Origin of the sequence: Rhizobium sp. CFBP 8762 (assembly GCF_014841565.1) — a bacterium.
GTDB lineage: Bacteria > Pseudomonadota > Alphaproteobacteria > Rhizobiales > Rhizobiaceae > CFBP-8762.
Genome location: NZ_JACYUD010000008.1, coordinates 244035 through 255889, shown reverse-complemented (window position 1 = coordinate 255889; position 11855 = coordinate 244035). Strand labels below are relative to the sequence as shown.

At 59.1% G+C, this 11855-nt stretch carries 11 protein-coding genes; 7 read left to right on the top strand and 4 right to left on the bottom strand.

The window, feature by feature from the left end; genetic code table 11:
* The first annotated feature begins 114 nt into the window (after positions 1–114).
* Positions 115–678, top strand: a complete 564-nt coding sequence (locus IFT84_RS18220) for a GcrA family cell cycle regulator (RefSeq protein ID WP_192121989.1) — start codon at positions 115–117, stop codon at positions 676–678.
* A gap of 61 nt (positions 679–739) precedes the next feature.
* Here IFT84_RS18220 and efp read toward each other — a convergent pair whose 3' ends face one another.
* Positions 740–1309, bottom strand: coding sequence for an elongation factor P (gene efp / locus IFT84_RS18215; protein ID WP_192121987.1), 570 nt, complete (start codon positions 1307–1309; stop codon positions 740–742).
* Between the two features lie 145 nt (positions 1310–1454).
* Here efp and epmA point away from each other — a divergent pair, with 145 nt between their 5' ends.
* Positions 1455–2519, top strand: coding sequence for an EF-P lysine aminoacylase EpmA (gene epmA / locus IFT84_RS18210; RefSeq protein WP_192121985.1), 1065 nt, complete (start codon positions 1455–1457; stop codon positions 2517–2519).
* The gene (locus IFT84_RS18205; protein ID WP_192121983.1) at positions 2516–3568 is read left to right on the top strand and encodes a lysine-2,3-aminomutase-like protein; all 1053 of its coding nucleotides are present in this window, start codon (positions 2516–2518) and stop codon (positions 3566–3568) included. The genes epmA and IFT84_RS18205 overlap by 4 nt, the downstream gene beginning before the upstream one ends.
* Here the strand turns inward: IFT84_RS18205 and IFT84_RS18200 are convergent.
* Entirely contained in the window at positions 3565–5319 is a 1755-nt protein-coding gene (locus tag IFT84_RS18200) for an ABC transporter ATP-binding protein (protein ID WP_192121982.1), read from the bottom strand. The genes IFT84_RS18205 and IFT84_RS18200 overlap by 4 nt on opposite strands.
* 30 nt (positions 5320–5349) lie before the next feature.
* Positions 5350–6258: a siderophore-interacting protein gene (locus tag IFT84_RS18195; protein ID WP_192121980.1), complete on the bottom strand. Its 909-nt coding sequence runs from the start codon at positions 6256–6258 to the stop codon at positions 5350–5352.
* Between the two features lie 212 nt (positions 6259–6470).
* Between IFT84_RS18195 and IFT84_RS18190 the strand changes: the two genes are divergently transcribed.
* Genes IFT84_RS18190 through IFT84_RS18175 form a run of 4 tightly spaced genes read left to right on the top strand, consistent with a single transcriptional unit; the run spans position 6471 to position 10213 of the window.
* Entirely contained in the window at positions 6471–7835 is a 1365-nt protein-coding gene (locus IFT84_RS18190) for a glutamine synthetase family protein (RefSeq protein WP_192121978.1), read from the top strand.
* A complete protein-coding gene (locus IFT84_RS18185) occupies positions 7835–9160 on the top strand; it encodes an NAD(P)/FAD-dependent oxidoreductase (protein ID WP_192121976.1) in 1326 nt (441 codons plus the stop codon). Before IFT84_RS18190 ends, IFT84_RS18185 begins: the two co-directional genes overlap by 1 nt.
* A gap of 55 nt (positions 9161–9215) precedes the next feature.
* The gene (locus IFT84_RS18180; RefSeq protein WP_192121974.1) at positions 9216–9536 is read left to right on the top strand and encodes an XdhC family protein; all 321 of its coding nucleotides are present in this window, start codon (positions 9216–9218) and stop codon (positions 9534–9536) included.
* Positions 9536–10213 (top strand): XdhC family protein, encoded by a 678-nt coding sequence (locus IFT84_RS18175; protein WP_192121972.1) that lies wholly within the window; start codon positions 9536–9538, stop codon positions 10211–10213. Before IFT84_RS18180 ends, IFT84_RS18175 begins: the two co-directional genes overlap by 1 nt.
* Before the next feature lie 12 nt (positions 10214–10225).
* On the opposite strand, the gene IFT84_RS18170 is transcribed toward IFT84_RS18175, so the two are convergent.
* Complete coding sequence (locus IFT84_RS18170; protein ID WP_192121970.1) at positions 10226–11854, bottom strand: cisplatin damage response ATP-dependent DNA ligase; 1629 nt, start codon at positions 11852–11854, stop codon at positions 10226–10228.
* Position 11855: the final 1 nt, after the last annotated feature.

Below are 11855 nucleotides of genomic sequence, written 5' to 3'. Positions count from 1 at the left end.
TATGTGCGCGCCGGAATTTAAGTCAAAGACAAGCGGTGCATTGTAAAGCTTCGTCGCAATGGCAAACTTTGCTCTGTATCTTGTATGAAGTACCCTCGCGTTGGAATGAATGAAATGGAAAAGCCCTCCACCTGGACTGAAGCCCGGATTGAAACGCTTAGCCGGCTCTGGGCCGATGGCCGAAGCGCGAGCGAAATTGCCGCTGAAATGGGGGGTGGGCTGACACGCAATGCGGTGATCGGCAAGGTGCATCGTCTGGGCTTGCAACAGCGGCGCACAGCCAACGGAACCGCGTTGCCAGTTGCAGCAGCTCCCATAACCGCTGTGGTGGAAGACGAACCCGTGCTGGAAGCAAAGCCAGCGGTTCAGCGGGCGGCTGCTGCCAATGAGCGCCGCCCGGTAACGCCAGCGCCCGACATCATCGCCACGCCATTCTCAGGCCGTGTGCTGGAGGATGTGGCAGTGGCCGAAACGGCCCCGGCTTCAGGCTTTCCAAGCATTACCCTGCTGGAGCTTGGTTCATCCACCTGCCGTTGGCCTCTGGGGGACCCAACCACATCGGAATTCCGCTTCTGCGGGTCGCGGACAGATGGGACCAACGTCTATTGCACCCATCATTCCTGTTTGGCCTATCAGCCAAAGACAAACGTGCGTCGTTCAAGCTTCGTCCCGCGTTAAACCTATGCATAAAAAAGCCGCTGGCAGTGCCGGCGGCTTTTCTGTCTTCAAATGGCAAGGATCAGTCCTTAGCGCGCTCAACGTAGGAGCCGTCTTCTGTCATGATGACGACGCGTGTGCCAGCGTTGATATGAGGCGGCACCAGTGCGCGCAGACCGTTGGACAAAATGGCAGGCTTGTAGGACGAGGACGCGGTCTGCCCCTTGACGACCGGCTCGGTCTCCATGACTTCCAGCGTCACCAGACGCGGCAGTTCAATGGCGATGGCCAGACCGTTGTAGATCGAAAGCTGAACGACCATGCCTTCCTGAAGGTAAGCCTTCTGGTCGCCGATATCTTCGGCGGTCATGCTGACCTGATCGTAGGTTTCCGGGTTCATGAAGTGAAAGCCTTCGCCATCTTCATACAGGAAGCTATGCGGACGGTCTTCCACAAAGGCGCGCTCGACCTGCTCGGTCGTGCGCCAGCGTTCCGATACCTTCACGCCATCGGCAATGCGGCGCATATCGACCTGGGTAACCGGGGTGCCCTTGCCGGGATGGAAATTTTGCGCGGTGAGCACCACATAGAGCTTGCCGTCGGCTTCGACGACATTGCCTTTGCGGAGCGAAGATGCAATGACCTTGACCATAAGGTTTCCTTGTAAGAAGCGTACACGCCGGACGCATGACAATGCTGTTGGCGCGAAATGAAACGATGGGCTGGAGCTATCCTATCTCGGTGTAAAATGCCAGTGCGGCGTGAAGAAACCCGGTTATAGACGAATTACCAAGACAATGAACACGCCAATTTCCCGACCGTCTCCCTGGTGGATGCCTCATGTGCATGCCGACCGCCGCCCGTTTTTGCTGGCGCGAAACCGCATTCAGGCAGCGTTGCGCATGTTTCTGGCCGAGCAGGACTTCATAGAGGTCGATACCTCCACCCTGCAGGTATCCCCCGGCAACGAGGCCCATTTGCACGCCTTCGCCACGGAGGCGATAACGACGGCGGGCGCACGCGCGCCGCTCTATTTGCACACATCGCCGGAGTTTGCCTGCAAAAAGTTGCTGGCTGCCGGTGAGCGGCGTATTGCCTGCTTTGCCCATACCTATCGCAACCGCGAACGCGGGCCTCTGCACCACCCGGAGTTTACCATGCTGGAATGGTATCGCGTGGGAGAGAGCTATGAGGTGCTGATGCAGGATTGTGCCGCACTTCTGCAACTGGCTGCGGAGACCGCGGGAACGCGAGTCCTGACCTTTCGAGGCCGGGTGACAGACCCGTTTGCTTCCGTGGAGCGTGTCACAGTTGCCGAGGCCTTTCAGTGCCATGCGGGCATAGACCTGCTGGCGTCCATCGATCCATCCGGCGAAACGGACCGTGATGAACTGGCCCAGGCCATGACAGCGGTCGGCATGCGTGTGAGCAGTGATGATACATGGGCTGACCTGTTCAGCCGTGTGATCGTGGACAAGGTAGAGCCACATCTTGGCATGGAGCGGCCCACCCTTCTCACGGAATATCCGGTGGCGGAGGCTGCACTGGCGCGGCGCACGGCGTATGATCCGCGTGTTGCTGAACGGTTCGAGCTTTATGCCTGCGGTGTGGAACTTGCCAACGGCTTTGGCGAACTGACGGACGGGCCGGAGCAAAAGCGCCGGTTTGAACTGGAAATGCGGGAGAAGCAGCGCGTTTATGGCGAGACCTATCCCGTCGATGAGGACTTGATTGCGGCGCTCGATATCATGCCCGATGCGAGCGGCATCGCGCTGGGTTTTGACCGGCTGGTTATGCTGGCAACCGGTGCATCACGCATTGAGCAGGTGCTTTGGGCACCGGTCGCGGATATACCGGAATGACAGTGCGGGCGCTCAAATCGGTTCAGGATCTGGCAGATGCAGGGCTGATTGCAGACGGTGATGCAACCGGGCTGGACCGGTTGGCGCAGCACTATGCTATTTCGATCACACCCGCTATCGCGGCGCTCATCGACAGGACCGACCCGAATGATCCGATGGCGCGGCAATTCGTGCCGGATATGGCCGAACTGACGGTGACGCCGGAGGAGCGGGGAGACCCGATTGGCGATTTTGCCCACACGCCTGTGGAAGGCATCGTCCACCGCTACCCGGACCGGGTGCTGTTGAAGGCCGTGCATATCTGCCCGGTCTACTGCCGGTTCTGTTTCCGCCGTGAAATGGTGGGGCCAAAGGGCGATGGGCTGTTGTCCGGTGCGGCACTGGAGCAGGCGCTGAACTATATCCGGGATCACACCGAAATCTGGGAGGTGATCCTGACCGGCGGTGATCCGCTGGTGCTATCACCCCGGCGGCTGACAGCCCTAATGGCGGCGCTGTCGGCCATCGAGCATGTCAAGATCGTGCGGTTTCACACACGCGTGCCGGTGGTGGAGCCGGGGCGGGTGGATGCGGATCTGATTGGCGCTTTAAATGCCAGCGGCAAGGTGATTTATCTGGCGCTCCATGCCAACCATCCGCGTGAGTTCACAGCCGATGCACGAGCGGCGTGTGCGCGGCTGAATGCGGCGGGCATCGTGCTGGTCAGCCAGTCCGTGCTGCTGAAAGGGGTTAACGACGATGTGGACACGCTGGCCACGCTGATGCGCACCTTCGTGGAAAACCGGGTGAAGCCCTATTACCTGCACCATCCCGACCTTGCACCCGGAACCAGCCATTTCCGGCTGACGATTGCTGAAGGACAGGCATTGGTCGCGGCACTGCGTGGCCGTGTCTCCGGCCTGTGCCAGCCCACCTATATTCTGGATATTCCCGGCGGGCATGGCAAAGCCGACATTGGACGCGCGGAAATCAGCGCTGATACTGGCGGGTGCTACACCGTATCGGACTATCAGGGCGGGCAGCATCGCTACCCACCGAGTGACAATTAGGTAGGGTCAAACTGCGGACCAAACTGGGGCCAGAACTGGGCCCCGAACTGGGCATTGTGCAGGGTGGCATAGGCGCCTTGCGTTTGCAGCAGGCTGGTATGCGTGCCCTGTTCGACGATTCCGGTTTCGTTGACGACGATGATGCGGTCTGCATTCTGGATCGTCGCCAGCCGATGCGCGATGATCAGCGTCGTGCGGCCCTTGGACAATTCGTTCAATGCGCGCTGGATCGCCTGTTCGGTGGCCGTGTCGAGCGCGGAGGTCGCCTCATCCAGAATCAGGATTGGCGGGTTCTTGAGGAAGATGCGGGCAATCGCAAGGCGTTGTTTCTGGCCCCCGGACAATTTGACACCACGCTCGCCCACGATGGTATCGAGCCCTGCGGGCAGGCCAGCAATCACATCCTCCAATTGGGCGCGCCGCGCGGCATGCAGGATATCCTCATCCGTTGCGCCCAGGCGGCCATAGGCGATGTTGTCGCGAATGCTGCCGCCGAACAGGAACACGTCCTGCTGCACAATGCCAATCTGGTTGCGCAGCGACGCCTGCGTCATATCGCGGATATCAATGCCATCAATGGTAATGATACCGGAGTTGGCTTCGTAAAAACGAGGCAACAGCGAGCAGATCGTGGTTTTACCGGCACCGGACGGGCCGACGAATGCGATGGTTTCCCCTGCCTTGACTGACAGGTTGAAGCCTGACAGCACCGCCGCATGGTCGGAGTAGCCAAACGACACGTCCTGATAGACGATATCGCCGTGCAGATGATCAACGGCCTTTGCATTCGGCCTGTCGGCAATATCCGGTACGGTATCAATCAGGCCGGTAAACCGGCGGAAACCGGCAATGCCCTTGGGATAGCTTTCCAGCACGGAAGTGATCTTGTCGATCGGCCGGAAAAATACATCGATCAGCAGCAGAAAGCCAATGAAGCCGCCATAGGTCAATTCGCCCTGAATTACAAACCACGTACCAGCCATCATGACGATAAGCTGCACCAGCCGGGTGCTGAGATAGCTGAGCGTGATGCTGGCCGTCATAATGCGGTAGGCCATCAGCTTGGTGGTGCGGTAGTTTTCATTGTCGCTGGCAAACAGCGTGCGCTCGTGGTCCTCGTTGGCAAACGCCTTGACCACGCGGATACCGCCGACGCTTTCGCCAATGCGGGTATTGAAGTTTCCCACATTGCTGAACAGCGATTGCCAAGTGGAGGTCATGCGTGAGCCATAGCGGCCGACCAGCCATGTCATGAACGGCACGATGACGGTGGTCAGCAGCGCCAGCTTCCAGTTGATGGAAAACATCAGCAGGAACGCCCCGATAAAGGTCATAATGGCGATAAACAGGTCTTCCGGCCCGTGATGGGCAATCTCGCCCACTTCTTCCAGATCCTTGGTGACGTGGGTGATCAATTGGCCGGTCTTGTTGTTGTCAAAAAACCGGAAGGACAGCTTTTGCAGGTGATCGAATGCCTGACGCCGCATATCCGTCTCAATACCCACACCCAGGGCATGGCCCCAGTAATTGACGATGGCGATAAGCCCGGTATTGACGATGTAGATGCCGAGCAGCAGTGCAGCCGCACCGAGGATAAGACCCCAGTTCTGCCCCGGAAGCAGCTTGTCGATGAAGGTTTTAACCGCAAGCGGAAACACCAGTTCCAGCAGTCCGGCCACCACCGCACTGCCAAAATCAAGGAAAAAGAGGCCCTTATAAGGGGCATAATAGGAGAAGAAGCGCCGGATCATAGCCCTACCTGATGCAAATCACGTGTGCGGTCAATAGACTTTACCGCAGCGCCAATAGCCCATCAGGTTGAGTGCGTGGCGGTCGATGCCTTTTTCCTTGATCAGAAAATTGCGGATGTTGGCAACGGCTGCGGTTTCGCCCGCGACCCAGGCGTAGAAACTACCCGCCTTTTCATCGGCCACATCCCACAACACGTCCTCGTCCACATTCACATCGCTCAGGCGCTCGGTCGTCTCAGCCTTGGCGCTCGCGGGCAGACGGGCGCGCCGCGCAGCTTCCGCCATCAGCAGGCCATTGTCCTTGCAGCCGGTATCATCTTCACGCGCCAGCCACTCGACCTTCAAACCATCCCAGACAGGCAGGGGCAGGGCATCGTCGACGGACGGAACCTCCAGAAATGCCTGTACCTTGGGCGGGTTTTCCCGCGCGGCCAGTTGTTCCAGAATGCCGACAGCTGCCGGAATGGCGGTTTCATCCGCAATCACCAGAATGTCATCTGCCTGTGCCGGTGGCTTCCACTCATAGCCGCCGATTTCGCCCTCATACAGTCCGTTCGGCGCTGTGATCTGTACCTTGTCGCCAATCTGCGAGCGGATGGCCCAGCGTGAGGCCGGGCCGGTTTCGCCATGCAGCACGAAATCCACATCCACCTCATGCGCCTTAGCGCGCAAGTGACGAATGGTGTAGGTGCGCATGGGTGGGCGCTGTTTTGCCGGCACGGAGCGATAGACATCATACCAGTCAGCCGTGTCGGGAAGGGCGGAGGGAACTCCGTCATCGGACGGGAAGAAAATCTTGATGCGCTGGTCCGGTGCCAGTGTGCGCATGGTGGCGATGCTCGGATCTGTGAACGTCAGGCGGCACAGATGGGGGGAAATCATGGTCTTGCGAGCAAGGCTGGCATTGAAGATACGGTATGGTCTGGCGGCAATCGTCATGGCGTCAAATCCCGGCTTTAGCGTTTTGCGCTTTTATAGCTGACCTTTATACTCGGGTTTTACGCTTGGCTAGAGCATTTCCCGCAAAAGCGGACTCGTTTTCACGTCAGACACTGCGTTCAACACATGCTTTACCCCCTTATTTGCCGCAATTGACTCTGCTGGTGAAAGCAGACACCCTTGGGCCATCTTTAACAGCGCAAGGAGATATGATGGCTGCCGAGATAAGCGACCCGATGGATTTCGAGGCGTGGTTGGTCGAAAATGGACCGATAGAAAGCATTCAGGCAGTTGTCTGTGATCTCAATGGAATTATGCGCGGCAAGCGCGTGCCCGTGGAACAGGCCGGCAAGGTTCTGTCTGGCGGTATCCGCATGCCTCTGTCCATCGTGGGCGTGGATGTGTGGGGCGAGGATATTGTCGGCAGCGCGCAGGTGTTCACCATCGGCGATACCGATGGCATTTGCGGCGCGACAGGGCGCGGCGCGCTTCCGGTCAAATGGACGTCCCGCCCCAGTGCCATGGTGCCTCTGTGGTTGTACACCGAAAGCGGCAAGCCGTTTCTGGCCGATCCCCGTCAGGCGCTGGCCCACATCGTTCGCCAATATGCGGAGCTGGGGCTGCGTCCCGTTGTGGCAACCGAGATGGAGTTTTACCTGATCGACCCCGAGCCGGACAGCGCGATGCCGCCAATCTCCCCCTATACCGGAAAACGGCTGGATTCGGACGCTATTCTCTCGATTGATGAACTGGATGATTTTGGCGAGTTCTTCTCCGAGGTGTATAAAGAATGCGCCCGCCAGAATGTGCCTGCCGATGCGGCGATTGCCGAAAACGGCATCGGGCAATTTGAAATCAACCTTATGCACAGCGATGATCCGTTGAAAGCGGCAGATGATGCCCTGTTCTTTAAGCGCATTGTCAAAGGCGTGGCACGCAAGCATGGGCTGGCGGCAACCTTCATGGCCAAGCCTTACGGGCTTCGCTCCGGCAATGGCATGCACATGCATTTCAGCCTGCTGGATGAGGACGGCAACAACGTGTTTGACGATGGCACGGCGGAAGGCTCGCAGTTGCTGCGCCACGCCGTTGCGGGCCTGCTGCGCGGCATGGCGGAAACGACCCTGCTGTTTGCGCCGCATTTCAACTCCTACCGCCGTTTGCGCCCCGATACACATGCACCAACCTCCATTTCGTGGGGCTATGAGAACCGCACTGCCGCCATTCGCATTCCCGGCGGCAATCCGGCAGCGCGGCGCATCGAGCATCGCGTGGCGGGTGCGGATGCCAATCCGTATCTCGTCATGGCTGCGATTTTGGGTGCGGCCCTTGTCGGTATCCGCAACAAATGGCAGCCGGTGCGCCCCGTATCGGGCCGGGCCTATGCAGACCGCTTGAAGAAGATACCGTCTGACTGGGGCTCCGCAGTAGATGCGTTCGAAGCGGGAAAAATCGCGGCTGAAATCTTCGATCCCGTGCTGCGGGGAATGCTGGTGGCCTGCAAGCGGCAGGAAATCGCAGGCTTTGCCGAGCAGGTGACCGATTATGAATTCAGCGCGTATCTGGAAATTGTCTGATGACCAAAGATGCAAATTACGCCCAAAACACAAGCTATGCGGGCAATGGTGCCTATCCTGATAGCTACTATGCTGCCTCACGCAATAGTATCCGCACCCCTTTGGTGTTGGAAGGCGCGGTGGAGGCAGATGTCTGCGTTGTGGGGGCGGGTTACAGCGGCCTGTCCACCGCCATTCATCTGGCCGAAAAGGGCTATAAGGTCGTGGTGGTGGAAGGTGCTGGCGTCGGCTGGGGCGCATCGGGCCGCAATGGCGGGCAGATTGTCAACGGTCTCAACGCTTCGCTGTCCACCATCCAGAAACGCTATGGTGACGGTGCCGCGGATTTTGTTGGCGGGCTGGTCCAGGAGGGCGGAAAGATTATCCGCCGCCTGATCAGGGATTATCAGATTGAATGCGATTTGAAGGATGGCAACATTTATGCCGCCTATACCCCTGCCCATATGCGTGATCTGGAGGCCAAGCAGGCCCTCTGGCGCAAATATGGGATGGACGATCACCAGATGCTGGATAAAACTGGCATCCGCGCACTGGTCAACACGGATGCTTATGTTGGCGGTATGCTGGATACGACCGGCGGGCATATGCATCCGCTCAACCTGGTGCTGGGCGAGGCCCGCGCTCTGGAAAGCCTTGGCGGCATGATCTACGAACAGTCTCCGGTGACGAAGGTGGAGCACGAGCTGCCACGGCCTGTGGTGCACACGGCCAAGGGCCACGTGACCGCTGGTACAGTGGTGCTGTGCGGCAATGCCTATCTCGGCGACGTCGTGCGCAAACTTGTCTCCCGGGTCATGCCGGTTTCCACCCAGATGGTGACGACGGCGCCACTTGGGGAAGCGGCGGCGAAAGCCTTGATACCGAGCGATATGTGCGTGGAGGATGTGCGCTACATTCTCGATTACTTCCGGCTGTCTGCCGATAACCGTCTGGTGTTCGGCGGCGGCACGGTCTATGGCGGCACGGACCCCGCGGATGTGGTGGCAAAGCTTAGGCCCAATCTGGAAAAGGTCTTTCCCCAATTGAAAGGCGTTGCCATCGACTATGCGTGGAGTGGTAACTTTGCGCTGTCCTTCTCGCGTGTGCCGCAAATGGGCCGGATTGGCACCAACACCTATTTTGCCCATGGCTATAGCGGGCATGGGGTTACGGGGTCGCACCTGTTCGGGCGTATTCTGTCGGAAGCAATCCACGGCGATACCAGCCGCTTCGATCAGTTTGAGAAACTGCCCTATATTCCTTTTCCCGGCGGGCGAATGTTCCGGGCGCAGTATTCCACAATCGGCTCGTGGTGGTACTCGCTGAAGGATTCCTTAGGGATCTAGTCAGTTTTAAAGACCGCCCCATATTCGCAGAAATAGGATCTGCGAAAGTAATGAGATGAGCGACAATTTGGATCCCCTCAGCGTTGCAGCGCGTTGGGTGGAAGAAGGCCGCGCAGTAGCGTTGGCGACCGTGCTGGAAACATGGGGCTCGGCCCCCCGGCCTGTGGGTAGCCATCTGGTAGTGGATGCTGACGGGAATTTTCAGGGTTCTGTGTCCGGCGGCTGCGTCGAGGGTGATGTGCTGGCGGCGGCAGAAGACATTATCGGCACCGGCGGCGCGAAGCTTCTGGATTTCGGCGTCGCGGATGAAACCGCGTGGCGGGCAGGTCTATCCTGTGGCGGGCGCATCCGCATTCGTGTCGAAAGGGTCGGCTGATGGAGCTTGCCATTCTGGAACGGCTGGATGCGTTGCGCGCGCAACGCCAGCCGGTCGCCCATATCAGCGCTATCGAAGGTGGCGAGGATCGTTTGCTCTGTCCCGGCGAGCCGGCAGAGCCGGAACTGGCGTCGGCCTTGGCGGAAGCATTTCGTACGGGCAAGTCACGGGTCAGCGAGGACGGGGCGCATTTCATCAATGTCTATATGCCGCCCGTGCGGATCGTCGTGATTGGCGCGGTGCATATTTCTCAGGCTTTGGCAGGACTGGCGAAAATTGCCGGTTTCGATCTGACGATCATCGATCCCCGCACGGCTTTCGCAACTCCAGAGCGTTTCGGCGACGTGAACCTGATTGCCGAATGGCCCGATGATGCCCTGAAACTCCATAGGCTCGATGCCTATACGGCGCTGGTGGTGCTGACTCACGACCCGAAAATTGACGACACGCCGCTGAAAATGGCGCTGGAGACCGGCTGTTTCTACATCGGTGCGCTGGGTAGCCGAAAGACCCATGCCAAGCGGGTGGAACGGCTGATGAGGGACGGTGTGTCCGGCGAGGCGCTGGCAACGATTTCAGCGCCGGTCGGGCTGGATATTGGCGGGGTAACACCGCAGGAAATTGCGGTGTCCATTCTTGCGGAGATTATTGCGAGCTTGCGGAAAAAGCCGCAGTAAACGCGCGGTCAATCATTCTGTCGTGGCGGCTTCATCGGCGGAAATCATGGCCAGCAGCGTGTCCAGCCGGTCTGCTTCCGCCGGTATCTTATCCTCCCTCAGCCGGGCAATACGGGGAAACCGCATGGCAACGCCTGATTTATGGCGGGACGAGCGGTTGATCCCCTCAAACGCTACTTCCACCACAAAGCCGAAATCAGCCTGCGCCCGAATGGAGCGCACCGGGCCAAAACGCTCGATCGTGTTGTTGCGCACGAACTTGTCCAGCACCTGCAATTCGGCATCGGTAAAGCCGAAATAGGCCTTGCCGACCGGCACCAGTATCTCGTTCGGCCCATCCTTGGTCCACACGCCGAAGGTGAAATCCGAGTAGTAGCTTGACCGCTTGCCGTGGCCACGCTGCGCGTACATCAACACCGCATCGATATTGTAGGGATTGCGCTTCCACTTGAACCACGGCCCCTTGGCACGGCCGGGCGTATAGGGCGAATCCAGTTTCTTCAGCATGATGCCTTCGATCACCGGATCGGGCGGCTCGGAGCGCAACCGGTCCAGATCTTCCCAGCTTGTGAAAGCCACCAGCGGGGAAAGATCGAAACGGGTATGGTCCGCAGCCTCGATTTTTTCAGACAAACGAGCGCGGCGGTCTATGAACCCTTCGCTGCGGACATCCTCCGGCCCATCGAACAGAATGTCATAGGCGCGAATGAAGGCGGGGTAGTCCTCCAGCATTTTGGGGCTGACGGTCTTGCGGTTCAGCCGCTGCTGCAAGTCATAGAAGGTGCGCGTCATGCGGTTGCTGCGCGCCGTGCCGCCCACCAGCAACTCGCCGTCAATCACGCCTTCAAAATCCAGCGCATCCAGAATATCCGGGAATGTGCCGGAGATATCGTCACCACTGCGCGAATACAGACGGCGTACGCCACCGAGATTGGCAAGCTGAATGCGGATGCCGTCCCATTTCCATTCGGCGGCAAAGTCTTTCGGCTCCAGCGCGTCGAGATCGCCCTCCTGCACCGGAGTGGCCAGCATCACCGTGTGAAACACAGCGGGCATGGACAGGGCCGGTTTCGGCGTGCGCCCTTCCAGCCAGGCAAACAATTCCTCATAGGGCGGGGCGATGCCATGCCACAGTGTTTCGATATCGCTGACATCCTGCCCGCCAAAATCGGCCAGTGCCTGCTTGGCCAGGCGCGCGGAGACGCCGATGCGCAATCCCCCGGTCACGAGTTTCAGAAAAGCGTAGCGGCTGGACGTTTCCAGACAATCCAGAAGATCGCGCACCAGCGTGCGGATCTGTGCCTTGCCCGTGGTGTTCAACCGGTGCAGCACGGAAGACAGCGAGGGGTCTTCGCCTTCCAGATCGGCGGGCGCTTCCCACACCAGCGAGATGGTTTCGGCGAGATCGCCGACATAATCATAGGAGTAGCGAAAGAGCACCTCGTCCATGCGCTCCAGCGTCAGATCACGCAGCAAAGCGGGTTTGACGGCGGCAATCGACAACGTGCCGGCGATGGCAGCCAGCGCATAGCCCCGGTCCGGGTCGGGCGTGTCGCGGAAGTAATCGGCAAGCAGCTTGATCTTGGCGTTGCGTTGCGGGGTCAGCACCAGCCTGTCGAGCAGTTCAGCAAAGGCGCGCATG

Coding starts and splice junctions, on each gene's coding strand:
- IFT84_RS18220 (WP_192121989.1), top strand. CDS start 115: ATGGAAAAGCCCTCCACCTGGACTGAAGCCCGGATTGAAACGCTTAGC.
- IFT84_RS18190 (WP_192121978.1), top strand. CDS start 6,471: ATGGCTGCCGAGATAAGCGACCCGATGGATTTCGAGGCGTGGTTGGTC.
- IFT84_RS18175 (WP_192121972.1), top strand. CDS start 9,536: ATGGAGCTTGCCATTCTGGAACGGCTGGATGCGTTGCGCGCGCAACGC.
- IFT84_RS18170 (WP_192121970.1), bottom strand. CDS start 11,854: ATGCGCGCCTTTGCTGAACTGCTCGACAGGCTGGTGCTGACCCCGCAA.
- IFT84_RS18200 (WP_192121982.1), bottom strand. CDS start 5,319: ATGATCCGGCGCTTCTTCTCCTATTATGCCCCTTATAAGGGCCTCTTT.
- IFT84_RS18180 (WP_192121974.1), top strand. CDS start 9,216: ATGAGCGACAATTTGGATCCCCTCAGCGTTGCAGCGCGTTGGGTGGAA.
- efp (WP_192121987.1), bottom strand. CDS start 1,309: ATGGTCAAGGTCATTGCATCTTCGCTCCGCAAAGGCAATGTCGTCGAA.
- IFT84_RS18195 (WP_192121980.1), bottom strand. CDS start 6,258: ATGACGATTGCCGCCAGACCATACCGTATCTTCAATGCCAGCCTTGCT.
- epmA (WP_192121985.1), top strand. CDS start 1,455: ATGAACACGCCAATTTCCCGACCGTCTCCCTGGTGGATGCCTCATGTG.
- IFT84_RS18185 (WP_192121976.1), top strand. CDS start 7,835: ATGACCAAAGATGCAAATTACGCCCAAAACACAAGCTATGCGGGCAAT.
- IFT84_RS18205 (WP_192121983.1), top strand. CDS start 2,516: ATGACAGTGCGGGCGCTCAAATCGGTTCAGGATCTGGCAGATGCAGGG.